Below are 24,162 nucleotides of genomic sequence, written 5' to 3'. Positions count from 1 at the left end.
CCTTTCAGGCGACAAGGCGGAGGGCGGCGCGGAGCTGTGCGGCAAGGTCTTCCCGCGGTCCGTTGACGAGGCGCGCGCCTGTTTCGCGCACGATGAGCGTGGGAATGGAGTGGACCTGAAGAGCGCGGGCCAGTTGCCTATCGGCTTCGACGACCCGGGCCGTGTGTGGATCGTCGAACGCATCGCCAAAGACAGTCGCCTCGAACCCGAGATCCCGTGCCACTGCCAGAACGGTTTCGGGGTCGGCAATATTGCGGGCTTCGCCCAGATGAGCTCGTTGCAGGCAGTCGAACATGTCCCAATGTGCGGCTTGCCCGCCAATGCGTTCGGCGGCCTTGCAGCCGAGGGCGGCGATCATACCGTGGGGATAGTCGAAGGGCGCTGCCCGCATGGCGTCGATATCGACAAGCTCCGGCCGGTCGCCGACCTGGCGGCAGGCGTCCCAGTGGCCAAGGATGGTCTCGCGGGCGTCTTCGGGTGCGCCCCAGCGTGCGGCCATCTCGGCGCGGCTGGCCTGCAGGACGAAGGTCCGGTGCCGGATATCGAGATCGAACTCCTCCGCAAGCCCGCGCATCCACGACGAGATGTTGAAGCACCAGCAGCAGACGACGTCGTGAAAGAAATCTATTGTAAGGGACGGCATCACGCGGCCTCCTCTTGCCAATCCGCCCCGGCAAGGCGCACGGCGATCCGGGCGACATGCGCGCCCTGGAAGCGCGCCCCGGCAAGATCGGTCCCGGATGGTGCACGCGACCCGTCGGCTCCGGCGATGGTGCCCGCGCCATAGGGCGCGCCGCCCACGATTTCCTCGCCCGCCTTCTGACCAGCAAAGGTATAGGGCATGCCCGCGATCAGCATTCCGAAATGCTGCAACGGGATCTGGGTCGAGAGCAGCGTCGCCTCGTGCCCGCCATGCTGCGAGCCGGTAGAGGCGAAGACGGCCGCGACCTTGCCGACCAGCGCGTTCCGCGCCCAGAGGCCGCCCGCTTGGTCGAGAAAAGACTTCATCTGCCCGGCCATCATCCCGAACAGCGTTGGGGTGCCGAAGATGATGGCGTCGTAGCTTTCCAGATCGGCGGGAGACGCAACAGGGGTCTCGTCGGCCGCGAACCCGGCCTTCTGCCGGATCTCCTCGGGGACGGTTTCGGGCACGCGCCGCAGATCGACATGGGTGCCGGGCACCGAGCGCGCGCCTTCGGCCTCGGCCTCGGCAAGCGCGCGGACATGGCCATAGCTGGAATAGTAGAGAATAAGAACACGGGTCATGGGATCCTCTCAGTGTTTCGGGTTTCGTCACCTGAGAAGATCGGCGATGAGGCGGCCCGGAATAACCGGACCGCTCTCAATTCACTCTTTACGTGGATTGAAGAATGTCAGGGGTGCAGCGCGGCGCGCAAGTGATCGAGAAACGCCGTCACTTTCGCATCCATGCCGATGCGCGAGGCCGTCAATGCGTAGATTTCAGGCGCTGGCAGTTCCCAATCGGGCAGTACGCGGACCAGCTCGCCGCGCGCGACCGCATCCTTTGACACGAAATCCGGCAAGGTGCCGATTCCCTGGCCGGCAATCAGCAGATCGCGCAGGACAAGGCTGTTGCCGACGCGGATGGGCGGATCAAGGTCCACGGTCACCGTTTCGGACGGACCGTGAAGGGTCCAGGCGATGAGGTGATCGGCCAGCAAAAAGCCGATGACACGGTGATCGGCAACGTCCAGCGGCGTTTCTGGAGCACCGACGCTGTCCAAGTAGGACGGCGCGGCAAAGACCTGTTGCCGCATCGTCCCCAGCTTGCGGGCCACAAGCGCGGAATCCGGCATCGCCGCCCGGATCCGGATCGACACATCGAAGCCTCCCTCCACCATGTCGATCACCCGGTCATCCATCGAAAGCGTTAGGCGCAGATCGGGATAGGCGTCGAAAAACCCCGGCAGGATCGGCGCAATGACGGTCTGACCGAAGGAACTGGAGGCGTTCACCTTGAGATGGCCGCGTATCGCCCCGGCGCCGTCACGGATGCGCGTCTCGACCTGGGACACGGCATCAAGGATACCTGATGCTTCCTCGTAGAAGAGTTGGCCAGCATCGGTGAGTGACATTGAACGCGTTGTGCGGGTGAGCAATACCGTGCCAAGGCTCTCCTCCAAAAGCTTTATCTCGCGGCTTAGAAGAGCGGGAGAAACCCCGAGATCCTCCGCTGCACGCGCAAAGCTGCCTCGCTCGACAATGCGGCGGAAGGCGTTCATGACAGAGAGCTTGTCCATTGTTGCTTTCGACCAGTCCAACTGAAACGCTGCCTTCTGCGAGCGATCAAGTCGAGGAATACCATGAATGCGGATCTCGTGCGAACAGGCCGCAAGACTGCTCGGCTGTCAATTCGCCTCCCTCTTAGAGGATACCATATCTGCAAAACCCGCCAAACCGATGATCCGCATTCGAACCATGAACAAAGACCACCGGCTCACCTTCGGCGTATTGTGCGTAGGATAGCCTGACTGCACTTATTGCAACTCTGTGTTCCATTACTCTGGCGAGGTACTCTTGTAGCATTTGTTTTGAGAGATATAGCGCCAGACCCAAAGGCACTTGGAGCAATAATTCAGCTGTGTTCAGCCAAGAAAGCCAGGGCATCCCTCTCAAAACGTGGCCATTCCGGGTCGTTGTCCGGGATGGTATGGTTCGAGCTTTCGTAGGCGATGAACTTCGCGTTGGGCAATCCCTTTGCAAACAATCGTCCTTGTTCGACCGGTTGCATCCTGTCGCCGGTCCCATGGCAAACAAGGCACGGCACCTCGACCTTGGACAATATCGGTGAGATATCGATGTTATCAATCACGCCGCGATACCGCCCCATGTTTTCGGGTGAAATCATCTTGCGCATGTCTTCGGCATATTGCCGCCGTTCTTCTTGGCTCGCGCCCGGCACGATGATTTGCGCCATCAAATCACGCAGAGACGGATAATCATCGTCCCACCCGGCAGTCATCATTTGCTTAATTGCGTTGGCGCGTTCCACATCTTTTTGCGATGTTCTTTTTGCCCGACCAACAGGGAACCCACCTATCATTACGATCGCAGACACGCGGTCAGGTCGGCGCGCTGCGAAGGCGGCTGCCACTGCGGACCCCTGCGATATCGCAAGGATCGGCGCGCGCCTTATATCCGCTGCGTCGAAAACAGTTTCCAAGTCATCAACGAACCGTTCGAACGTACAAGTTTCGGCGTCCCAGTCGGATAGACCGTTGAGCCTGGCGTCAAAACGGACCAAGCGATGTCTTTGAGCGATGGAAGTGTAAATTGGAGCTTTCCCGGGATTGCGCCAGTCAAGTTCCAAGTGTCCAATCCAGCTTGGCGCCTTTACGACCGGAGGACCGTCCCCAACTGAGCTCCAGGCCAGACTAATGTTGTCGTCTGTCTTACAATAGCGAATTTCCTGTGTTTTGGCGAAGTTAGCGCGCGATTTGGACACATGTTCATCGGTGAAGTTGAACGACAGCACTTCGATCGGCTGTTCAATGCCTTTGAACGTATGCAGCCCTTCTCGGCGCAATCGTTTGGCGTAATCCGCTCCGGCAAGATCACAAAGTACCTTTGAGGCCAGAATGCCCCCGGGTTCAGCTGCCGATTGGAGCCGCGCAGCGATGTTAACGCCGTCTCCGAAGATATCTTCGCCATCGACGGTGACGTCGCCGACATGCAAACCCGCTCTAAGCTGGATACGTTCCGGAACCAGATAGGGATGGTCTGGCTCTCTTAACTTGGTTTGAATCGCAATTGCCGCTTCTAGAGCTTTTCCTGCTGACGGAAATTCAATCAATGCTCCATCGCCCAACAGCTTGACCACCCTGCCAGATTTTTGTTCAACGATCGGCGTAACCAAATCGCGGTACAAGGTGTTCAGTGTTTTGAGAAGTAGCTTGGAGCCGCCCTGCATCATCCGACTGAAGCCGACGACATCCAGAGACATGATTGCAGCAAGGCGACGTTGGCTCATAGTTACTTCCCGCAAGTTGGCTCGAAGACACTACCACTTTCATAGATTGTTAGAACCGGCAACTTGCCTAATACCTGTGAACGTGCGGTGGAAAGATCGGTAGCTAAGGTCTCGAATTGTCGGAAGACGTGTGGAGGCGATTATTCAAAAGGTATGCCTATCCGTTTTCGTGGAGAACTGCGGGTTTGTCCGCAAAGCAGACACTTATCGGGATTGCACCAATGACGGCTTCGAGCAGAAACTTGACTTTGCGCAGATAGGTGCACGTCCCTTTCTTACATCAACCGGTTTGTCCCAATACCGTGTCTACACCCAGCCTATCCCGCACTCATCGCTGTCGTGGCCCTACAAAACCTGATCAGCGTCAATGCTTGCGCAACCACCAAGCACTATTGTTGCGATTTGCTCAGAAATCTTCACCACTGTAGGCCGCGTTTAGTCCGCATGCTTTCAGCTATGTAATACGTCATTTATGGTTCACCGCTATCAACATGAGGTAAATTCAGACTCAAAACTGAAAATGGGCGGCAGTCGTTTAGTGACTAGGATTCGAAGGAAAAATCAAAAAAATACGTGGACTGCCCTTCGAAGCCAGGCAGTTTACTGCCCGCAAGATCGATTTGTTGGCTGGCAACACATTCGTTTACCAAAATCATTTGTCGCTTTTGATTGCTTCCGTCTCAATGTTAATCGTCACTTCATCGCCAACAAGCCCATTCGCGACTCCGTAGTCCATCCCAAACTCACTGCGCAAAATGGCGGTGTCGAGCGACAGTCCTAAAACCTCGCGTTTATGGCCAAACGGATATTCTGCGACTTTGTTTAGCGTAACATTCAGCGTTACGGGAAGAGTTTGATCCAAGATCGTCAATTCTCCGGTCACAGTTCCGCTGGTGTCGTCCGAAGCTGTGCCACCGTTCGCAACAAATTTGATTCCGGGATACGTCGAGACATCCAGGAAGTCTCGGTTTCGAACATGACCGTCACGCGCGTCGTTGAACGTGTTCACGGACGCCGCTTGGATTATAACCTCTACGTCGCGCAACTCTTGCGTTTCAGTGTCGTAAAAGAAGTTGCCCGACACTTCTGTGAACACACCAAGTGTTTTTGCGTAGCCGATGTGATCAATTGTGAAATAGATGGCCGTGTGCGTTGGATCGAGTTCATACCGCGCCATATCGGCGTTGGCCGCCATTGCATATGCACTTAGTGCAGCCGAGGTTACAATCGTTCGCGTTGTAGTGCCAAAGCGGCCGAGATCGGTTTTTAAACGCGTAAAAGCCATAGTACGAAGACCTCCGAGTGGTAGCCAAGGTTATAAATAATATAGGTTGCAAACGGACAAAGGCCGTAAAAACATGAGCAACTCCACAATTCGCTGCGCAACATGGAACATTCATCGCGCAAAGGGACCAGATGGACAGGTCGATCCAAACCGTGTGGCCAACGCAATCGGGACGGAACTGACGCCTTTGGGTTTGGACATTCTGGCGTTGCAAGAAGCGGATGAGGAATGTCGACCGCACGCTCGGATCGTAGACGTGCAGAACATCTCCGAGCTTACGGGGCTCAGATACACACAAGACGCCCCCGCATTGCGTTGGGGAAGTCAGAGCGATGGATTTCTGGGAAGCATCCTGTTTCTGGGCGAGAGGTTTCAGCGCACCCATGCAGATGTGATTGATCTACCAGGTCATTGCCACCGGGGCGCCATAGTGTTCGAAACGCTGGTTGACGGTTATCCGTTGCGCATAATGACGATGCATCTCTCTTTGTCGCAACCGTTGCGCATCATCCAAATGCGTACCATTGGGCAGTACTTACATCGTCGCCCAACTATGCAAACACTCATGCTAGGCGACTTCAATGAATGGCGGCCTTGGGGCGGTTTGATGTTCCATCAACGGATTACTGGAACGGCCTTTCAAGGGCCTGCTCGAGCCAGTTTCCCGAGCCGAGCGCCTTTTTTACCCCTAGACAGGATCTTGACGGATTTTCCAGACGCAATTTCAGAGGTTCACGCACTAAAATCAGAGGTTTTGGTGCAGGCTTCGGATCACTTGCCTTTGACGGGCGTTGTTAAGCTTGGGAAAAGGACGTGAGCGGTTGGTTGCCCACAAGGCTACCCGAAGTTCGTTGGCGGGCTAAATTGTTCTTAGGATCAATTGGGTGACGTTTATGTTTGGCGGTGATTTTTACAACGCGACAAGGCCTGTGGAGGTGGAACCACCTGTTGCCAACCTGTGCATAGCCAGCGCGGTCATTGCTCTTGCAATGGCAGTATGCTCATTACTGGCGTTTGGTTCCGCATTGCCCCCTTTGGTCGTCTTTGGGGTAGTCGTCGGATTGCTGATCCCGGGGTTGCGTCGAACCTATCCTTATGAAGTGTTGGGTCTGTGTAACCTTGTAACCCTAATCCGCGCTGCAATGGTCGCGTTTTTGGCTGGCACTGTGGTCGCGCCAACCGTGAACCCTTGGCTGGTATTTGTGGTGGCAACAGTAGCATTCGCATTGGATGGCGTAGACGGCTGGTTGGCGCGGCGATCAAAACTGACATCCCGATTTGGCGCGAGGTTTGATATGGAAACGGACGCGTTGTTGGGCGCGGTCCTCTCTGTGTGGCTTTTGGTATCAGGGACAACAGGCCTGGAAATTCTGGTTCTTGGTTTCATGCGATACACCTTCTGCGCAGCAAGTCTATTTTTGCCCGCATTGCAGGCTGAACTCCCCGAGTCGTTCCGTCGAAAAGCAATTTGCGTTATACAAATCGGTGCGTTGGTCACGCTCCTGTTTCCCTTGACGCCAACAACAGCGTATTTGCCGATATCTTTTATGGCTGCGATACTGCTCGCATGGTCCTTCTTTGTGGACATCAATTGGCTTCTTGGGCGTGCTGAATGAGGCAAGCACTTTTCTTAGCTTTGGGTGCGTTGGCTGTTTTTTCTGTTCTCGCGCTGCCAAACCATCCAAGCGCTTTTGGGTGGGGTGCGGTGTTGCGCTGGCCTCTCGAGCTGCCTGTCATACTATTTCTGATGATGGTGCTGGGTCGGCGCTTGATCATCGTACACGCGGTCGCGCTGGCTTTGTTGGCTGTCGCTGTTTTGAAGCTCGCCGACTATGCAATGTTTAGCGCTTTTGACAGGCCTTTTAATCCGGTCGTTGATATGCCCTTGATCGCTGCAGGGTTCTCATTCGCCCACGATAGCCTTGGTTTGGTTGTATTTGTTTTTGCAGTGTCATCGACCATTTTGTTGCTGGCCCTGCTTTACGTTTTTATAGTCCAGGGCTTTGCCGCTTGGGCGTCACTTGGACAAAATGCAAAAACAGGATTGGCAGCAGCTTTGATCGGCGTCGGCTGCACTGGATGGGCTGTCGCGGATGCGGGTCATCACCTCAGTTTCTGGAAATTGGGAAACAGCCCGCCGGGGACCACCTGGACCGCTCGCTTAGCAGTAAATCGCGTAGAGGAAATACAGAGAACAACCAGGGATTTGGCTGAGTTTCGTAAGGCCGCAGGTTCAGATACCTATGCCAATCAGACCGGATTGTTGAACAAGCTTGATGGGCGGGATGTGCTTTTGATCTGGATTGAAAGCTACGGTCGCGCGAGCTTCGACAACCCGCTGTACGCGCCAACGCATCTTGCAACGCTGCGGTCTGCTCAGGCGGAAATCGCGGGTTCGGGCCTTGCCATGAAAAGCGGTTGGCTGACTTCGCCAACGGCAGGCGGACAAAGCTGGTTGGCACATGGGACCCTGGGGTCCGGCTTGTGGACCGCCGATAACGGGCGCTATCAAGCGATGATCGACAGTGGGCGCAAATGGCTATCTCATATCGCGCAAGCGGCGGGGTATCGGACAGCCGCTGTCATGCCTGCAATCACAAAGGACTGGCCCGAGAGCCGAGCGATGGGGTTTGAGCTTGTTTTTGACAAGGCCACAATCCCCTATGCGGGCGAGAGTTTTCGCTGGGTCACGATGCCCGACCAATTCACCTTGGCTGCGTATCCCGATCTCTTGCCGCCGGACCCGAGACCTGATTTTGTCCAGATCGCCCTGATCTCTTCACATGCCCCTTGGACGCCAATCGCAGATGTAATCCCGTGGAAGGACGTAGGCGACGGCACCGTCTTCAATGAGATGGCCTTACGGGGACCGACACCTGAAGTGTTGTGGAAAGACCGGGATGCCGTGCGGGACGCGTATCGCAGATCGGTAGACTACGTTTTGCAAGTCGTCTTTTCTCATGTTCTTCAACTGGCCGACGATGCACCACTGGTCATTGTCGCAGGGGACCATCAAGCCGCTGGATTTGTATCAGGCAGTGACAGCAAGGATGTAGCTGTTCATATAATCGGACCCCCGCAAGTCTTGGATCACATCGAGCATTGGCGTTGGACCGAAGGGCTTGTCCCCGCATCCGACGTCCCTGTTCGCCGAATGGACAGTTTTAGGGACAACTTTATCGCGGCCTTTTCTGACAAGACCTCAACCGCAATGGTGACGCAATGAACCGGTATTGGGTCAGGTTGGTCGTATCGATCACGTTGATTATCGCGTTGCTTTGGTGGACGGATTTGGCGCGTGTCGCTGATCATCTGCGGATGCTTAGCCTGGAATGGGTAGGGCTTTCGATCCTTGCAACAACTGCCGCAACCTTCTCCATGGCATTCCGATGGCAACTTACAGCGCGCACGTTGGATATTCGGTTTGATTACTCTTTTGCCCTGCGCGAATACTATATCGCGCAGCTGGTGAATATGGTTCTGCCCGGCGGCGTTCCGGGGGATCTGACCCGTGCGGTTCGGGCGGGGAAGAAAGCAGACCTCAAACGCTCAGCTCAATCTGTGTTCGCGGAACGGCTGTTGGGGCAAATCGCGATCATGGCAGTCTTTTTTCTGGGCGTCTGTGCTGCGCTAATGTGGCCCGCAGGCTTCGATCATCCTGAACTGAGCATGACAGTTCTTGCTGTGTTGCTATGCGCTCTAGTCGTGGTGAGCCTTATATCACTTGCCCTTCCATCAATTGGGAGGTTCGTTGTCTTTTTGATCAGGTTACAACGTCGAACGGCCTTTGTTTTGCTCGGCTTAGTCAGCTCTGCATGTCTGATACTGGGATTCTACGCGTCAGCAAGGGCTGTAGGGGTTGTCATACCATCAGGCGGCTTGCTTATCATTATTCCTCTGGTGTTGACCGCCATGCTGATCCCTATGTCGATTGGTGGTTGGGGTTGGAGGGAAGGAGCCGCTGCCGCCTTATTTCCAATAATCGGGCAGTCATCCAGTGCGGGCATTGCTTCGGGTGTCACTTATGGCGCCGTTATCCTGATCGCCGCGCTGCCAGCAGTTGCAATTCTGCTGTGGCCAAGATCGCTTGAACTGCAACTAACGACAGGGAGAAGAAATTCGCTATGAAACAGCCCGCCCACCTTACACGCCGTTTTTTTCTTCAAACCGGAGCAGCCGGTTTTGCCGCTTCTGCATATGGGTTGCCGGCACTAGCAGCTAACTTACAACCTTTGAATTTCCAGCTGTCGTGGCTGCATTCAGTGCAGTTTGGCGGAAGTTACATTGCGAAAAACAAAGGGTATTGGTCCGATCTGGGTTTGGATGTCTCACTCGCCCAAGGCGGTCCAAACGCGCCTGTCGAGCCGCCCGTGGTTTCAGGAACTGCTATGGTTGGGATATCAGCTGCGGACTATACCGCCGCCGCTGTGGCGCAGGGCGCGCCGTTCAAAATTATCGCTGTTGCAATGCAAAAGAATCCGTTCGCGATTGCATCGCTTGCGGCCAACCCGGTAAACGAACCCGCGGATCTGGTCGGCAAAAAGATCGGTATGGCCGTCGCGAATACGCCCGTCTTGCAAGCCTTATGCAAGTTGAACGGGATAGACATCGACCAAATTGAAATTATCCCCACTCAATATGACCCGGCACCGTTAGTCAGTGGCCAAGTGGATTGCCTGCTTTGCTGGGAAACAGATTTGCCCGTCGCCATGACTGTGCAGGGCGTCGACAACACCACAATGCTCATGGCTGACTACGGGTATGCCGTTCATTCTCAAACCTATATCGCCACCGAAGACTCTCTTGCTCAAAGGCGCGCAGAGCTTGTGTCTTTACTGAAAGGCGAAGTCATGGGGTGGAATGATTATCACAAAGACACCGACGCCGCCGCCCAGTTGACGCTGGAGATGTTCCCTGATGCAGGTCTGGATCTCGCCGCGCAAAAGCTGCAGGCCGCGCGCCAAGTGCCGCTGATGTTCTCAAACCTGACGGCCGAGTTCGGGTTCGGTTGGTTCACCGACGAGACTGTGGCGGCCAATGTCGAAACGCTCGCGCTGTTGGGTCGAAACGTTACTCCTGACCTTTGGGACAGGTCGCTGCTGGAAGAGGTGTATGGCTGACCCGAGGGCTGACGCGTGACCACGCCCGGAATCTCCTGCACCAACATCCGCAAGAGTTTTGATCGCACAGAGGCGGTGTCAGAGCTTTCGGTTGACTTTCGATCCGGTAAGACGACGGCGTTGGTTGGACCATCCGGCTGCGGGAAATCAACCGTTCTGCGAATGATAGCCGGGTTGGAAACACCCGACACGGGGCACATTACGATTGGCCGTGAAACACCAAAACAGGTCGCCCGTCGCGGGGGGCTTGCCATGGCATTTCAAGACGCATCGCTGCTGCCATGGCGAACCGTAAGATCCAACATCGCATTGGGTGCGGAACTCGCTCGCAAACCGGTGGATCGCGTAGATGACCTGATAAATCTTGTCGGGCTGGACGGGTTTGCCGAGCATCGGCCTGCAGAACTGTCAGGTGGTATGCGCCAACGCGCCGCAATCGCGCGCAGCCTTATTTCAGAGCCAGAGGTCCTGCTGTTGGACGAACCTTTTGGGGCCGTCGATGCGATCACGCGACGTCGATTGAATCAAGAACTCCCGCCGTTGTGGCGTGAGCGCCAAACGACAACACTTCTCGTTACGCATTCCGTGGAAGAGGCGGTTTTGCTTTCGGATCGCGTGATCGTGCTGTCACCTCGGCCTGCGCGTATCTTGGCCGATATACAGGTCGAAATTAACCGGAACTGCACAGTTTCCACTGCAACTTCACCAGACTTTCGCGCTTTTGTGACGCAAGTTCTGACCGCGTTGGAGGAGGCTGAGTAGGTGGAACCGGGACGTATCATGCTGGGCGTCTTGCTTATGCTTCTAATCTGGGAAGGCTTGGCGCACGTTCAGCCAAACAGCGTGTTGTTCAGTGGACCATTTGAAATCGCGGAGTATATCAATGATCATTCTGGGCTACTTTTCAGGGCAGCGACCGAAACCTTAAGGAATGCCGCGCTCGGGTTCTTTTGGGGAAACCTTGCGGCGGTGGCCCTGGCCTGTTTCGTGATCTTGGTCCCGAAGTCAGAATGGGTAATATCGGCGCTCGCTCTTCTAGTGTTCTGCATTCCGCTGATCGCGAGCGGCCCGATTTTACGGGTCCTGTTCGGGCCCGGAGCTGGCCCACAGATCGCTTTGGCGGCACTGGCTGTTTACTACACCACATTCCTGGCCTTGGTTGTGGGTCTTCGGGCGATCTCGAAAAGCTGGACAGATTTGATGGCCGTTTACGGTCGGGGCCGCCTGTCGACCCTATTCGTTGTGCGATTCAGAGCCAGTTTGCCGTACCTTTTTGTGGGATTGCAGATCGCGGCGCCAGCTGCCTTTCTGGGTGCGATGATTGGAGAATTCACAGGCGCCGAGCGAGGATTAGGTGTTTTGACCTTGAGGGCCATGCGCGGTCTTCAAACGGATGCGACCTGGGCGCTGGCGGCTATTTCCGCATCACTGGCTATGCTCGGGTATGCATGCGTTGGCCTGCTCAAAAACAAACTGACACCACATGCACCGACAATCCTGCTGTCGACGCCCAGAGTTGGTCAAAAGCGCGCGCTCTCTACTCAAATACTTGGTATCGTTTTTCTGTCTGCCATGGTTTTGGTTCTGTGGCAGGGACTCATGGATTTATTTAACCTGAATTCGTTCTTCGCGAAGCGACCAGCAGATATTTGGACCTTCGTTTCCAACACAACGAACCTGAACACATTACTAACTGCGCTTGGCGAAACCCTGGCTTATGCGATACCCGGATATCTCGCCGGTTTGGCGCTTGGTGCGGGACTGGCCGTGATTTTAACGCTTTGGCCACCAGTGGAGCGGGCGATTATGCCGACCGCCATTACATTACGCGCCGTGCCGATCATCACAACTGCGCCCTTGCTGGTTCTGGCATTTGGGCGCGGCTTTACCGGGACCGTTGCAATTGTCGCTGTGATGGTTTTCTTCCCAACTCTTGTTGCCTGCCTGCAGGGATTGCGGCAGGCTCCGAAGCAAATCGTGGATCTTTTTGAAAGCTATGGTGCCGGTCGTTTGAAACTACTCCGATGCGCCCAAATCCCGGCCATGTTGCCCGCTTTATTCGCGTCTGCCCGCATGGCAGTGCCAGCCGCGCTATTGGCTGTCACTACAGCTGAGTGGCTGGCAACCGGGCGCGGCATAGGCGTGTTAATGGCACTGACCGCGAGTACATCAAACTACAATATGCTGTGGTCCTGCGTTGTCCTTTTGTGTCTTGCGGCAGTCACAGCATACGCTGGAGTTGCATGGTGCGAAAAGCGGGTTCTGCGCGTTTATGCGAGCGAGCAAGTGGTATGACAGAAGCTGTTTTTGCAATCCCTGGTGACAAAGACCGGCGCACCGGCGGATTCATCTACGAAGCCACTGTATTGCGGGTTCTTAACGAGATCGGTTGCAAGACCGAACACCTGAAACTACCGGGTCGATTTCCCGACCCAACGCAGGACGATATGGCAGTGGCACTGAACGCCCTGCGCGCCGTACCCGGAAAACGCCCGATTATCCTTGATGGATTGGTTTTTGGCTCCATCGATCCAGAGGGTTTGGCGCAGGTGAGCGCCCCTATAATAGCAATGATACACCACCCCCTTGGACTAGAAACTGGGTTGCCGACGGAACGGGCTAATTTTCTGCTCAAAAACGAAGCCGCAGCTCTTCAGCACGCAGCACATATTGTCGTTCCAAGTCCAGAAACTGCGCGCGTGCTGGTCAACCAATTGGCTGCAAAACCGGATCTAATAACTGTCGCACCCCCAGGTTTTGATCGTCCGGTTGTCTGTAAACAGCCGAAGCGTCCGCCTTTGATTTTGTCAGTTGGCCTGTTGGCCCGCCGCAAAGGGCATGACACTCTTCTAGGTGCGCTTGAGACAATCAGGGACTTGGAATGGCAGGCTGTTATCGTTGGCAAGGAGCACGACGATAACACTGCGGTTGAGCTTTACTGTCAGGCCAAGGCCCTCGGTCTAACTGAGCGCGTGACCTTCACGGGAGAGTTGGACCGAGCCCCGTTGAACGACTTGTTCAACTCGGCGACACTTTTCGCGCTTGCGACCCGGTACGAAGGCTACGGAATGGTTCTTAGCGAAGCAATGATGTTCGGACTTCCAATCGTTTCCTGCGACGTGGGTGCTGTCCCTGAAACAGTCGGTGACGCGGGGATTCTGTTGCCACCCGAGGACGCTCTGGCCTTTGGAGCTACTCTGCGTTTGCTTCTCAAAGACCAAGGAACGCGAGCACGCTTGGGAAGACTGTCAGACTTGAAGTCACAGTCTCTACCAACGTGGCGTGAAACCGCGGGAACATTCGCCTGCGTAATCAAATCACTCGCCGAGAAAACCAAATCATAGAGCTTTTTAGCAAGGGCTTCACCAAGATTTGTTTTTTGGCCACACAGTCTTAGCGGTCAGATCAACGGCAAAAGACGTGCTTAGCCGTAACGACCTGAAAGATTTCATCCAGCAAGGCATCGAAGCCTAGAAGCGCAAGAAAGCTGGTTTGTGTTGGACCGACTTCGCAGGGGTTCGCTGACACATAGTGACTGTGCGTTCTCGCTAGTGGCGAGCACTTGCCCGACCTCCCATCTTTGGCCTGAAAGGAGACAACCGATGCTCGATACATATACCATTCGCCAAGACGACATGCCTCAAGAAATGCGGTTTCTCTTGGACCAATACCCCCGCGACAGTTGGGAAGCCCATCCAGGTTTCAAAGAGAAAACCGAGCATTGGCTCGGCGCGCATGAGATGTTCCGCCGTGTTGCGGAACGTATTCGCTTGGATACAGAAGGGGTTTTGAGCAACGATATAGGGTTGGACGACTACGTTGGGCGGCTGTCGTACTATGGCGGCAACCTGGTTGGAAACCTGCATGGCCATCACGGCTGGGAAGATCGCAGCTATTTCCCTGCACTATCTGCTGCGGACCCTCGTTTTGATGCGGGGCTTGAGTTGCTAGAACAGGATCACTTCGATCTGGATAAGGTGCTGAGTGACTTCACCGGCACTGCGAACCGTGTGATCAAGCTATCCGCACTTGATGAGGAGCAAGCTTACGACGAAGCCGGACAGCTCCATGCGACGAGCAACACGATTGAAGCGTTCCTTAAACGGCATCTCAGCGATGAAGAAGAATTGGCCGTGCCAATCATCTTGCATCACCGGCTCAGAGGATGATGCTGAAGTTATGGCCGACACGTCTACCGAAGTAGACCAAACTGATATCAACAAGCGCCGTGCACGGGGTGAATTCGTGCGCGGTGTCAGCGGCTTTCGCCACGCTATTGGCGATCCAGTGTTTCCAGCAGAACCTGTTCGCTATCACCTATTCGTAGCACTGAATTGTCCGTGGTGTCACAGAGTGACGCTAGCGCGAAATGTGTTGGGCCTTCGAAACAGCATCACGATGGACGTTGCATTTCCAAATCGCACCGGCGACGACGATCCAGAGGCGCCAAACCTATGGGAGTTTGCGCCTGATCGGATTGCATCGCTCACAAGTGAGACTTTGCCAGAATGCACGAGTGAGACCGGCACCGGCAAAGGACTGCGCCTTGCCAAAGAGATCTATCGTGCCGAAGGCTCTGAAGAGTAATCCCTTCCAATCCTGTATGACAAGATTGCAGGGCGCATAGTTAACAACGAAAGCGCTGAAATTGTCCGAATGCTGGACGCATCAGAGGATTCTCTTGCAGCACAATCCCGGCAGCTGAACGCGTTAGGCTTTACCCAGACGAAGTGCCGATTCACCAAATTCACGACCTGAACGAACGGATTTATACAGCGATTAACAATGGTGCCTACAAGGCCGGGTTTTCCTCTGATCAAACGTTCTTTAAAACAGCCTTTGACGCCTATTTTGAGACACTCGAATATTTGGAGGAACATCTCTCAGATGGCAGGCCCTATTTGACAGGCAACCACTTTTCAGAAGTAGATCTTCGCCTGTTCCCAACTCTCTATCGTCACGATCCCGTCTACTATGTGCGAATGAAGCTTAATGGTGCGAGAATCCTAGATTACCCGTACTTGTGGCGGTGGCTGTGCCGTGTATACGCGTTGCCTGGAATTGCCGAGGCAGGTTCTCTTGTACACTGCCGCCAGGGCTATTTCGGACGCAGTTGGAATGTTGTGCCCAATGGGCCTTTCAAGCCAATGTCGTACCCAGAGGCCTATCGCCACCCTGACCTCGCAACACTGTAGGCCTCGTCAAATTGTATTTGGGAGGCCTAACTTCGAAACCAAACGTTTCTGTTTTGGACGACGGGAACATTTTTCCTCCGCATTTCGTAACCTGTAAATGTTTAGTTGCAAATGTCCGGTTTGGGCTGCGAGCGCTGAAGCATCTATCTGCAATGGGAAGCTCTCAAACTGGGCTTTAGGGCAATTTAGGTTGACAATTCATCTGTGAAATCGCCGGGTTTCTTGGGCAACAATCTTGGAGGTGGTGAACGCTCGCCGCTCCGGTCTGCGGATGACACCAAATTAGGAGATACGCAATTTCTATCGACAGTTTTGCGGAAACCGAGATTGGAAAACACCTAGCCGACGCTACACGTCGTTGCCGCATGGTTTTCTTCACTGGATTACCAGCGTCTGGAAAGTCATTTCTGTTGCGCCAGCATATATCCATTTCGGTCTCGTTGGGACGTCGCGTACATATCATCCGGTGGGATACAGGACTCGCGGCGTTTCAGACCGAAGACATACTCGCTAGGTATCCAGATGTTTCGGATGGAACTCATCCGTTGATCCGAAAGGCAGCCGGATTGTGGGGCCGGAGAGCCCTGGCGCGATGGCTGGCAGAGAATACCGATCCCACAGACATGATTGTCGGTGAAGTCCCTATCATCGGAAACAGGTTTTCAGAGTTCATCCAGGCGCAGCCGGATCAGGTTGAACCAGCCTTAGCATCCGAGGAAACCACATTCATCTATCCTGTTCCTACAAAGGGCTTACGTGCCAATCTCGAAGCCATCCGAAGGTCTACGTTTGCGAACCCAAAACATCCCGATGAGGCCAGAGATGCGCCTCCATCGACAATGGAACTGGCCTGGCGTTTGACCTGTGCCAAGGCCGCAGAATTGGGTTTGATCTCTGAGGCGGACAGTCATTCTCCGTACGAGGAGATGATTTATGTGCGGTTTTTTGAGCACCTACTGCAACACCGAAACGCCATCAGAATTGGGGTCGATACGATTTATTCAAATGCCGGGTCAGCCCATGATCTGGGGGCGAATATTTTAGAGCTCAATGCAAGCCCGGATGAAGTACGGTGTGTAGTCGCAGAGGTAGAGGCTGCTTATTCAGTCGAGGAAGCTACCCGAGACGTTGAAAACTGGTATCGGGTGTAACCTCGTGCAAAAGTTCGCTCTTTGACGTCTTGGAAACTGCAAAGTCTAACTGTGCATGTCCGCTTTGGGTTCGCGCCGCCGAAAATACACAGCGCAGAGAAACGCGTAATTGAGGCCGCGCTGTTTGGACAAACGAGTTAATGTCGGTGTCAGCCGGTCAAACCTGACGCCCGTAGCCCATCGGCAAGACGTTCAAAATCATCCTGTCGCCGCCACATAGACCGAAACCCGCGGGCAAGGCTATCTACCGTGTCATCCTCAACCACAATACCTCGACTTGTGAACTCATCGTGGCGTTCGGTGACAAATTCTCGCAACGCGTCGGAGGCGTCTCGCTCTCGCTCGAGCTGCGCGTAAGACGCGGCGACAAAGGCAGTGACCAACGAGTTAAGCCGCGCTGCTCCCATTAGAAAACCAAGCACTGCTTCATAGTTACCGTTGAAAAATTCGACCTGCCCCATAATCCAGTCGATGGCAGGCGGATGTAGCGGGTCCAGCGCCATAGCTTCCGAAACTACGTCGCGCGCCTTTTCGTGCTGGCCGAGCAGTAGGAAAGCATAGCCGCACCAAGCCATCGACTCCGCCTCGCTTTCTATCATGGAAAGTGTCTTGTTGAATTACGCTTCGGCCTCGCTCCATAGTCCGGCGCAGAGAAAAGCAAACCCAAGCTGGTCCTGAATGTAGACGTCCCGGTTATCCAGTGCCACGCCCTTTCGGGCGATTTTCAACGTGTGGGCCGGTGCGTCAGCGTCTGCCAGACCAAGCCACAAATCTATGACATATGTATCTGAAAGATACATGTAAGATCGCGCGATGGTCGGATCGAGCGCGACCGCTCGTTCCAACAACACTCTCGCCTTGGCCGTATCTCGTGCGTTCAGGCCGTCGCGCAATGCCTTGCCCTTGAGCATCAGTTCATAGGCCTTCATCTGATCTGTTGGTTTCTGTGTCGAACGGTCGACGACATCGTGCTGGACCGTGCCAGGTAACACTGCGACGATATTTCGGGCCGCCTCGTCTTGTACTGCCAGAACGTCCTCCAGTTCATGGTCGTACCGATCCGACCAGAGGTGAGTGCCCGTTCGGGCGTCAGCGAGCTGTACCGAGATTCTGACGAGACTGCCGGCCTTCCGCACGCTGCCTTCAACCAGGTAATCTGCGCTGAGAGCCTCCGCGATTTTGGCCGGATCTGTGTCCTGTGTCCGGAACCTGAAAGACGCATTACTGGAAACAACCTTAAGCGTCCGAAAACGCGATAAACCCACAATAATGTCTTCCGCAATCCCATCGCTAAAGAATGCCTGCTCGGGGTCATCACTCATGTTTTGTAGTGGCAAGACCGCAATAGTGGCTTTTCCTGAGGCTTCAGGCCGAGGCGGTTCAGCGCATACTGCGCTTGACCCGCCAATGCGCCAAGCATGTATCGGATCGGCCACGTTCTTTACCGTGTGCTGACCAGTATCCTCCCAGGCGACCGGTATACGGTTCCCGACCACACGATAAACAGCGTCCGACACCAACACACCGCCGGGTGGGGCAAGCTGCTCCAACCTGGACGCAAGGTTCACACCGGACCCAAAAACATCTCCGTCGCGCATGATGATGTCGCCAAGAGTGACGCCGATGCGAAAGCGAAGCGGGTCGGAGCCCACCACCGGCGAATTTTGCCATTCAACCGCGCAGGAAACGGCATCGACAGCGCTGTCGAAACTGGCGAGCAGACCGTCACCCATCTGTTTGACGATGCGACCGTGATGTCGACCGACAAGCGGAACAGCGGTTTCGTCAATGTACGCTGAAAGGACTTCGAGCGTGCCTTTTTCGTCCCGCTCCATCCGGGCGGTAAAGCCGACAAGGTCAGCAATCAGGATGGCCGCCAGCTTTCGCTCCACGTATTGTCCTCCTTTCTGTTTCATACTGGTCGCTAAGTGTTTAGACTATGCGAAAGTGAACAGGGGCGGTGTCTGATCTTGTCTGAAAGCTGTTTCAGCTTTGGAAAGTGCTGCGATACGTCTGCTTTATCAGCTCAGTGGGCAAACGGCCTTTTTTGTCCTCATCTTGCGAAACTTCATGGCCGCTTTGGGTTGTTGCTATCCATTCGAGTTGAACACCAACAACGGTTATATCAAGTGAGCCGGCGTCCATCTGAAAAGGCTTTTCTCATATTCGGTAATTGAGTTCGAAAGCCACTTCTGAAACACTTTTGCCGCTGGGCGAACTGGTCCAGGCAGCGTGACGAGGTGATATCCGATCTGCGGGATTGGATCATCGAATAGCGCCACGAGATCTCCAGACTTCAATTCATCAGAGATGAATGCCGGAACGGTCGCCCCGACACCATCACCCCGGCGGATTCCATCAAGCAGCATGTTGCCCGGCAAGCGAACAACTCTCCTATCGTCATCGGGTGGTACTCCAACCTTTTCCAACCACAAGTCAAATTCGACCGAAGCCTGTTCCTGAAGAAGAGTAAAGTCGAGCAATTCAATTGGGTCTTTGAGCACTCGCTCCCCAATCAATTCTTTTGCAGCGACCACAGTCAGACAGCCAGGTAGCAACATTTGCGAGACCAGTCCCGACCAGCGCCCGGTGCCGTATCGAATGGCTATGTCAATGCCCCCTGGTTTGAGGTCGACAGCTTGGATTGTTGAGTCGATCCGAAGCTCAATATCCGGAAACTCCTGAACAAACGTCGATAGACGCGGCATAAGAAATGCGCTTGAAAACATCGGTGTCGCACTGACCACCAGCGGGCGAACCGCCTCTGCACTTGATATGCTCTCAGTCAGGGACGCCATTGAGGCGAATGCTTCATGTAAACCTGCCGCTAAGAATTCCCCCTGTGCGGTCAGAGCGATACCGTGTCGCGTCCGAGAAACGAGTTGGGTTCCTAGATACTGCTCCAGTCCTCGGATTTGTTGGCTGACTGCGGAGTGGGTCACATTCAGTGCCGCTGCCGCGCGGGTCAAGTTCCTAAACTCTGCGGCGGCGGCAAAGGCTCTGAGAGACGTCAGCGAGGGTAAAGTGTGCCAATCCATAAGTCAGAAAATCTAACAATACAGAAATATTTACAACTACGCGTTTTCTCAATTCTTACGCATGCTGACGTGGAACACCAATGACCAGAACAGGAGAAAACCATGGCAACGCTTGCGGTACTCGGATTGGGCAACATGGGTTCGGCGTTGGCGCATTGCCTGCTCAAAGCAGGTTACAGCGTCTGCGTTTGGAATCGGACATCTGAAAAGACAAAGTCGTTTGCAAAGGTAGGTGCAGTTATTTGCGCTTCGCCAGAAGATGCTGTTGCAGCGTCCGAATTCGTCATCGTCTGCATCAAAAGTCACAAGGAAACTATCGATTTGATCAGCGGTCTAAGTGTATCGTTGAAGGAAAAAACAATCTGCGACATGAGCACCGGCGACACGTCCGATGCTGATTCACTGGTCTCATTTCTCAGCGAAAAAAACGCAGACTACATGTTGGGCATGATCAATGCCTACCCTTCAGGCATCGGTAGCAGCGACACCACTATCCTCACCGTGGGCAGTGCCGGAACCTGGGATCGCTACGGCGAAGTGATAAGGTCTCTGGGGGGAAAATCCGCTCAGATCGGTGAGAAACCCGCAGCTCTTGCAGCACTTTTTGCCGGTCTCTTCACTGTCCGGCAGGGGTTCATGTTTGGGATGATATACGGCGCACTGGTTTGCCAGAAAGCAGGTGTTCCGATGCAGGTCTATGCCGATCAACTCCCTGCCACGATCAAATTGGTAAATGACTATTACGATCTCTTTGCCCGAACTGTTCCGACCGAGGACTATGACGACGCTGAAGCCTCGTTGAAAGTCTACGCATTGGCCCAGGAGGACGCTCTAAAGACGTGCGTTTCTCTGAATGCACCGGCTGACTTTATCCGAATTATGCATGACCGCACAAAAGCGGCGTGGGAGGATGGATATGGAGACAAACAATTAACCTCTTTGGTCAAGCACATGACGGAAGCCTGTTGATATCGAACGCTTACTGTCAAAATGGCCATTCGACTTGACAAACAATCGGCTGCAAAGTTGCGTACATGGGACTGCGAAGTTTCGTCGCCAATGTCCGGTTTGGGCTGATAGTTCTACTCTCGGGGTTCGCGCAAAAAAGGCCGCTCGAAAGCGGCCTGATGGATCACACCTCGGTGGCTTCCGCGATGGCGAGTGCGTCTTCGATGTCTACACCCAGGTAACGCACTGTACTGTCCATCTTGGTGTGACCAAGCAATAGCTGCACTGCTCGCAAGTTACCTGTTCTACGATAAATCTGCGCCACTTTTGTGCGTCGCATTGAATGGGTCCCATATTGGCTGGGATCAAGCCCAATCGAAGCGACCCATGACTGAACCAACCTCGCGTACTGACGAGTAGAAATATGCAGCCGATGCTGAAAACGCCCTGGCCACAAGTACTCGGATCTTTTCATCGCAGGTTGTTTCAGCCAATTCAAAAGCGAGTTTCGCGTACCACTACTAATTTCAAAACGAACGGGTATCTTTGTCTTGCTTTGGTTGACAGACGCGCGTTCCTTTACTTGTCCAGCGGCAAATACGTCTGCAACTTTAAGGCGAACAAGATCGCAACCACGGAGCTTACTATCTATTGCTAAATTGAAGAGTGCTAAGTTCCTATGATCTTCTGAAATTTCTAAGCGAACGCGTATTGCCCAGACATGCCTTGGCAAAAGCGGGCGCTTCTGGCCAATAACCCGACCTTTGTTCCACGCTGATCGGCCAACTCGAATGACGGGTAGATTTAAAGCTTGCATGACGAATACTCCACACCGCCACGCACCACCTCATCGCCCACACAGTGTCAGCGTCTATTGGTTACCATGCTTGGTCTCCGTCATGAAAAATCTGACTTTGTCGAAGCCTGACCGGCGCCTCAAATATGCGATTTGGTATAGGGCGAATAGCAGAACTATGGATTCAATAGATCAGGATGGATAATCTTGGGTCTAGGGGAGAACGGGAGTGGAACGCCGCCTTACCACTATCTTGAGTATTGACGTCGTGGGCTACTCGCGACTGATGGAACGCGATGAGGCAGCAACGCTGGCAGCACTAAAGTCGCATCGGTCTGAACTCATTGACCCCTTTGCGGCGAGTTATGGTGGCAAGACGATCAAATTGATAGGTGATGGTGCTCTACTGGAGTTCGAAAGCACCGTACAGGCAATGAAATTTGCCGTTTCTGTTCAAAACGAAATGCTCTCTCGAAATTCGGACGTTCCAGAAAGCGAACGAATTGTGTTTCGGATCGGCATCAATATCGGAGATGTGATTGCCGAGGGCGGAGACATATATGGAGATGGCGTCAATGTCGCCGCCCGCCTTGAAGGTTTGGCTGAGCCCGGAGGTATTTGCATTCACCGCAGCGTGCGGGATCAGGTACAGGACAAGCTGGATCTGAATTTCGAGGATCTGGGTGAGACCGAAGTCAAAAACATAGAGAGACCAGTCCGAGCCTTCGAAATCGTTCTGGATGACAAGGCCAAGGCTTTGGCTTTATCAAAACCAATTGCGCATACGAAACCAACTATATCCAAGTGGGTGCCAACTCTAATCGGTGCAGCATGCATCTGTTTGGTGCTGGTTTCGGTCGTATGGTGGCGATCCAGAGATGCGGCACCCCTGACCGAACAAGAGGAGTTTGCGCTTGCCATCCCAGACGAACCGTCCATCGTCGTTTTGCCCTTTGAGAACCGCTCAAAAATTGAAGAGGTCGGCTATCTGGCAGAAGGTTTTGGAACAGCAATCACGACGCAGCTTTCGAAGTTTCCACAGCTATTTGTGATTGCTGGTTCGACTTCGATTACCTTTGCGGACAGCTTGGTCAAACCGCGAGAAATAGGTCGAGAGCTCGGTGTGCGATATGTTTTGTCAGGTAGCGTTCAGAGCGTTGGCGAGACTATTTCGATTAACTCAACACTGATAGAGTCAGAGTCGGGGCACGCTCTATGGTCGGAACAATATGACATTGGGATCGAAGAATTGTTTTCCGCTCAGGCCGACCTTATTCGGGAAATCGCATCCACCCTGAAAATAGTAGTTGAGGAAGAAGAAATCGCGTCGCTTAGGAAACGGCCAACCGATGATCTAGAAGCGTATGAACTTTTTCTGAGGGCTGTCGCCAATAGCAAGCTGCTGAATACTGCCAGTCGGCAAGAGGCAATTGAACTACTGGAACGAGCCATAGTGCTCGATCCAGACTACCTTTCTGCACATATTGAATTGAGCGGTCGCTACCTTAGTCTTTGGCGCTTTGGTGGGTCGGACGATCCAGAAACCGCGCTGAACAAAGCCCGCAGGCACGCACAGCGTGCGTTAGAACTGGATCAATCGGACTATCGCGTTCAACACCGCTTGGGCCAGCTACATTTGTTTGCTGACCACGATCATCAACTCGCATACCAGGCATTTCAGCGGGCAATACGGGAGAACCCCAATGATCCTGAGGTTCTATATGGTATGGGCTTTCTACGGTCGCTTATGGGTGAGCCAGCCGAAGCGATTGAGTGGAACAACAAGGCAAAAAAGGTCAACCCGCGTTATCCCGGCTGGTACAATTTTAACGCGGCCCTTTCTCATTTCTTAATCAGAGATTACAAACAGGCAATTCTGCTGGCAAAAACCGGTATCTCAACTTATCCAAAGTCGCTTCCTCCGCGCCGTATCTTGGTCGCAACTCTTGCTGAAATGGGACGTCTGGAAGATGCACAGGTTGAAGCAAAGAAATTACTCGAAATCCGGCCGGACTTCCGTGTTTCTACACACAGAAACACACCCTTTATGCATACTGAGGACCAGGACCGGTATTTTGGTGCGATGGTTGCTGGTGGATTGCCCGAATAGAAAGGTTTTCATATCCCGGATACTGGCTGTATGCGCGGTTTCCACTTTTGGTAGCATCGTTGCATGAATGGACCAATCCGCTCCTCGGGATCAACAAACATCGCTGTTGAATGTCTGGTTTGGGCTGCGACCCGCTGATGATGCGCATTGAAGAGAAGAGCGGGAGTAGCTTAGAACAACGTGTTTGTTGTTTCACTGGAGAGTGCGCAGTGAAGTAACCGTAGACGTTCAAGTGAGATTCAGGACTGACTCATTGTCAAAGCGGATCGGTCTACGCGCCAGTTTCAAGCCTTCCGGCCTCATTCGTCTTGCAGCACCGAGCCCGCCTAGGCGCGGAGAAGTATAGACAATACTCGGCGGTGAATACGATCTAGATCGTAATCGGTTAGTTCTAAACCCTCAGTCATCCGCGCTTTGAATGACTGAAAGTCTCCGCGAGTGATCTCGCCACGGTTTTCGTCGTCTCCGGCAAGTTGCTGCGCGAGTTTTTCCTTTCGGAAGTCCAGCAGAAAACGGGAAAATCGAGCG

At 54.0% G+C, this 24,162-nt stretch carries 23 protein-coding genes and 1 pseudogene; 14 read left to right on the top strand and 10 right to left on the bottom strand.

Going from position 1 to position 24,162, the window contains the following annotated elements; all coding sequences use genetic code 11:
* Window positions 1–4: 4 nt before the first annotated feature.
* The 5 genes from GS614_RS18090 to GS614_RS18070 all read right to left on the bottom strand — a co-directional run bounded on the left by GS614_RS18090 (window position 5) and on the right by GS614_RS18070 (window position 5,276).
* Window positions 5–643 carry a DsbA family protein gene (locus tag GS614_RS18090; RefSeq protein ID WP_171726980.1) on the bottom strand — a complete coding sequence of 213 codons (639 nt, stop codon included), beginning with the start codon at window positions 641–643 and terminating at the stop codon, window positions 5–7.
* Window positions 643–1,266: an NAD(P)H:quinone oxidoreductase gene (gene wrbA / locus GS614_RS18085; protein ID WP_171726979.1), complete on the bottom strand. Its 624-nt coding sequence runs from the start codon at window positions 1,264–1,266 to the stop codon at window positions 643–645. The genes GS614_RS18090 and wrbA overlap by 1 nt, the downstream gene beginning before the upstream one ends.
* Window positions 1,267–1,373: 107 nt before the next feature.
* A complete protein-coding gene (locus GS614_RS18080; RefSeq protein WP_171726978.1) occupies window positions 1,374–2,261 on the bottom strand; it encodes a LysR family transcriptional regulator in 888 nt (295 codons plus the stop codon).
* Window positions 2,262–2,596: 335 nt separating this feature from the next.
* The gene (locus GS614_RS18075) at window positions 2,597–3,964 is read right to left on the bottom strand and encodes an alpha/beta fold hydrolase (protein WP_171726977.1); all 1,368 of its coding nucleotides are present in this window, start codon (window positions 3,962–3,964) and stop codon (window positions 2,597–2,599) included.
* 679 nt (window positions 3,965–4,643) lie between these two features.
* Entirely contained in the window at window positions 4,644–5,276 is a 633-nt protein-coding gene (locus GS614_RS18070; protein WP_171726976.1) for a YceI family protein, read from the bottom strand.
* A gap of 73 nt (window positions 5,277–5,349) precedes the next feature.
* Between GS614_RS18070 and GS614_RS18065 the strand changes: the two genes are divergently transcribed.
* From GS614_RS18065 to GS614_RS18015, 12 genes are all read left to right on the top strand, one after another.
* Window positions 5,350–6,093, top strand: coding sequence for an endonuclease/exonuclease/phosphatase family protein (locus tag GS614_RS18065; protein ID WP_171117268.1), 744 nt, complete (start codon window positions 5,350–5,352; stop codon window positions 6,091–6,093).
* A 76-nt stretch (window positions 6,094–6,169) separates the two neighbouring features.
* On the top strand, window positions 6,170–6,892 hold the full coding sequence (locus GS614_RS18060) for a CDP-alcohol phosphatidyltransferase family protein (protein ID WP_171169817.1): 723 nt from the start codon (window positions 6,170–6,172) through the stop codon (window positions 6,890–6,892).
* A gap of 590 nt (window positions 6,893–7,482) precedes the next feature.
* Window positions 7,483–8,502: a sulfatase-like hydrolase/transferase gene (locus tag GS614_RS22225; RefSeq protein WP_253285426.1), complete on the top strand. Its 1,020-nt coding sequence runs from the start codon at window positions 7,483–7,485 to the stop codon at window positions 8,500–8,502.
* Window positions 8,499–9,404: a lysylphosphatidylglycerol synthase transmembrane domain-containing protein gene (locus GS614_RS18050; protein ID WP_171726975.1), complete on the top strand. Its 906-nt coding sequence runs from the start codon at window positions 8,499–8,501 to the stop codon at window positions 9,402–9,404. Before GS614_RS22225 ends, GS614_RS18050 begins: the two co-directional genes overlap by 4 nt.
* Window positions 9,401–10,396, top strand: coding sequence for an ABC transporter substrate-binding protein (locus tag GS614_RS18045; RefSeq protein WP_171116966.1), 996 nt, complete (start codon window positions 9,401–9,403; stop codon window positions 10,394–10,396). The genes GS614_RS18050 and GS614_RS18045 overlap by 4 nt, the downstream gene beginning before the upstream one ends.
* 15 nt (window positions 10,397–10,411) lie before the next feature.
* Window positions 10,412–11,158 (top strand): ABC transporter ATP-binding protein, encoded by a 747-nt coding sequence (locus tag GS614_RS18040; RefSeq protein WP_171116964.1) that lies wholly within the window; start codon window positions 10,412–10,414, stop codon window positions 11,156–11,158.
* On the top strand, window positions 11,159–12,691 hold the full coding sequence (locus GS614_RS18035; RefSeq protein WP_371809415.1) for an ABC transporter permease: 1,533 nt from the start codon (window positions 11,159–11,161) through the stop codon (window positions 12,689–12,691). It abuts the gene before it with no gap.
* On the top strand, window positions 12,688–13,740 hold the full coding sequence (locus GS614_RS18030; protein ID WP_171116962.1) for a glycosyltransferase family 4 protein: 1,053 nt from the start codon (window positions 12,688–12,690) through the stop codon (window positions 13,738–13,740). The genes GS614_RS18035 and GS614_RS18030 overlap by 4 nt, the downstream gene beginning before the upstream one ends.
* Window positions 13,741–13,998: 258 nt before the next feature.
* Window positions 13,999–14,565: a hemerythrin domain-containing protein gene (locus GS614_RS18025; RefSeq protein WP_171116960.1), complete on the top strand. Its 567-nt coding sequence runs from the start codon at window positions 13,999–14,001 to the stop codon at window positions 14,563–14,565.
* Between the two features lie 10 nt (window positions 14,566–14,575).
* Window positions 14,576–14,983, top strand: a complete 408-nt coding sequence (locus GS614_RS22220) for a hypothetical protein (protein ID WP_253285424.1) — start codon at window positions 14,576–14,578, stop codon at window positions 14,981–14,983.
* A gap of 143 nt (window positions 14,984–15,126) precedes the next feature.
* Window positions 15,127–15,591, top strand: coding sequence for a glutathione S-transferase family protein (locus GS614_RS22215; protein WP_371807927.1), 465 nt, complete (start codon window positions 15,127–15,129; stop codon window positions 15,589–15,591).
* A gap of 545 nt (window positions 15,592–16,136) precedes the next feature.
* The gene (locus GS614_RS18015; RefSeq protein WP_216601202.1) at window positions 16,137–16,742 is read left to right on the top strand and encodes a hypothetical protein; all 606 of its coding nucleotides are present in this window, start codon (window positions 16,137–16,139) and stop codon (window positions 16,740–16,742) included.
* Window positions 16,743–16,891: 149 nt separating this feature from the next.
* Here the strand turns inward: GS614_RS18015 and GS614_RS22210 are convergent, their stop codons facing one another.
* The 4 genes and pseudogenes from GS614_RS22210 to GS614_RS22470 form a co-directional block, all read right to left on the bottom strand.
* Window positions 16,892–17,341 (bottom strand): tetratricopeptide repeat protein, encoded by a 450-nt coding sequence (locus GS614_RS22210; RefSeq protein WP_253285422.1) that lies wholly within the window; start codon window positions 17,339–17,341, stop codon window positions 16,892–16,894.
* An 18-nt stretch (window positions 17,342–17,359) separates the two neighbouring features.
* Window positions 17,360–18,634 (bottom strand): adenylate/guanylate cyclase domain-containing protein, encoded by a 1,275-nt coding sequence (locus GS614_RS18010; protein WP_371809414.1) that lies wholly within the window; start codon window positions 18,632–18,634, stop codon window positions 17,360–17,362.
* A 228-nt stretch (window positions 18,635–18,862) separates the two neighbouring features.
* On the bottom strand, window positions 18,863–19,540 hold the full coding sequence (locus GS614_RS18005; RefSeq protein ID WP_253284216.1) for a LysR substrate-binding domain-containing protein: 678 nt from the start codon (window positions 19,538–19,540) through the stop codon (window positions 18,863–18,865).
* 48 nt (window positions 19,541–19,588) lie between these two features.
* Window positions 19,589–19,780 (bottom strand): annotated as a pseudogene (locus GS614_RS22470) (LysR family transcriptional regulator); the annotation flags it as partial.
* Window positions 19,781–19,882: 102 nt separating this feature from the next.
* Between GS614_RS22470 and GS614_RS18000 the strand changes: the two are divergent.
* Window positions 19,883–20,749, top strand: coding sequence for an NAD(P)-dependent oxidoreductase (locus GS614_RS18000; RefSeq protein ID WP_171726973.1), 867 nt, complete (start codon window positions 19,883–19,885; stop codon window positions 20,747–20,749).
* A 163-nt stretch (window positions 20,750–20,912) separates the two neighbouring features.
* On the opposite strand, the gene GS614_RS17995 is transcribed toward GS614_RS18000, so the two are convergent.
* Window positions 20,913–21,545: a tyrosine-type recombinase/integrase gene (locus GS614_RS17995; protein ID WP_170465021.1), complete on the bottom strand. Its 633-nt coding sequence runs from the start codon at window positions 21,543–21,545 to the stop codon at window positions 20,913–20,915.
* 208 nt (window positions 21,546–21,753) lie between these two features.
* Here GS614_RS17995 and GS614_RS17990 point away from each other — a divergent pair, with 208 nt between their 5' ends.
* Window positions 21,754–23,634, top strand: coding sequence for a tetratricopeptide repeat protein (locus GS614_RS17990; RefSeq protein WP_170659160.1), 1,881 nt, complete (start codon window positions 21,754–21,756; stop codon window positions 23,632–23,634).
* The last annotated feature ends 528 nt before the right edge of the window (window positions 23,635–24,162 follow it).

It is taken from the genome of Ruegeria sp. HKCCD6604, from assembly GCF_013110635.1.
Taxonomy (GTDB): Bacteria; Pseudomonadota; Alphaproteobacteria; order Rhodobacterales; family Rhodobacteraceae; genus Ruegeria.
This window is presented reverse-complemented; position numbering and strand designations above follow the sequence as displayed.

Coding starts and splice junctions, on each gene's coding strand:
- GS614_RS18070 (WP_171726976.1), bottom strand. CDS start 5,276: ATGGCTTTTACGCGTTTAAAAACCGATCTCGGCCGCTTTGGCACTACA.
- GS614_RS17995 (WP_170465021.1), bottom strand. CDS start 21,545: ATGCAAGCTTTAAATCTACCCGTCATTCGAGTTGGCCGATCAGCGTGG.
- GS614_RS18025 (WP_171116960.1), top strand. CDS start 13,999: ATGCTCGATACATATACCATTCGCCAAGACGACATGCCTCAAGAAATG.
- wrbA (WP_171726979.1), bottom strand. CDS start 1,266: ATGACCCGTGTTCTTATTCTCTACTATTCCAGCTATGGCCATGTCCGC.
- GS614_RS18030 (WP_171116962.1), top strand. CDS start 12,688: ATGACAGAAGCTGTTTTTGCAATCCCTGGTGACAAAGACCGGCGCACC.
- GS614_RS18065 (WP_171117268.1), top strand. CDS start 5,350: ATGAGCAACTCCACAATTCGCTGCGCAACATGGAACATTCATCGCGCA.
- GS614_RS18075 (WP_171726977.1), bottom strand. CDS start 3,964: ATGTCTCTGGATGTCGTCGGCTTCAGTCGGATGATGCAGGGCGGCTCC.
- GS614_RS18045 (WP_171116966.1), top strand. CDS start 9,401: ATGAAACAGCCCGCCCACCTTACACGCCGTTTTTTTCTTCAAACCGGA.
- GS614_RS18090 (WP_171726980.1), bottom strand. CDS start 643: ATGCCGTCCCTTACAATAGATTTCTTTCACGACGTCGTCTGCTGCTGG.
- GS614_RS18060 (WP_171169817.1), top strand. CDS start 6,170: ATGTTTGGCGGTGATTTTTACAACGCGACAAGGCCTGTGGAGGTGGAA.
- GS614_RS18005 (WP_253284216.1), bottom strand. CDS start 19,540: ATGGCGTCCCTGACTGAGAGCATATCAAGTGCAGAGGCGGTTCGCCCG.
- GS614_RS18080 (WP_171726978.1), bottom strand. CDS start 2,261: ATGGACAAGCTCTCTGTCATGAACGCCTTCCGCCGCATTGTCGAGCGA.
- GS614_RS22220 (WP_253285424.1), top strand. CDS start 14,576: ATGGCCGACACGTCTACCGAAGTAGACCAAACTGATATCAACAAGCGC.
- GS614_RS18050 (WP_171726975.1), top strand. CDS start 8,499: ATGAACCGGTATTGGGTCAGGTTGGTCGTATCGATCACGTTGATTATC.
- GS614_RS22210 (WP_253285422.1), bottom strand. CDS start 17,341: ATGATAGAAAGCGAGGCGGAGTCGATGGCTTGGTGCGGCTATGCTTTC.
- GS614_RS18000 (WP_171726973.1), top strand. CDS start 19,883: ATGGCAACGCTTGCGGTACTCGGATTGGGCAACATGGGTTCGGCGTTG.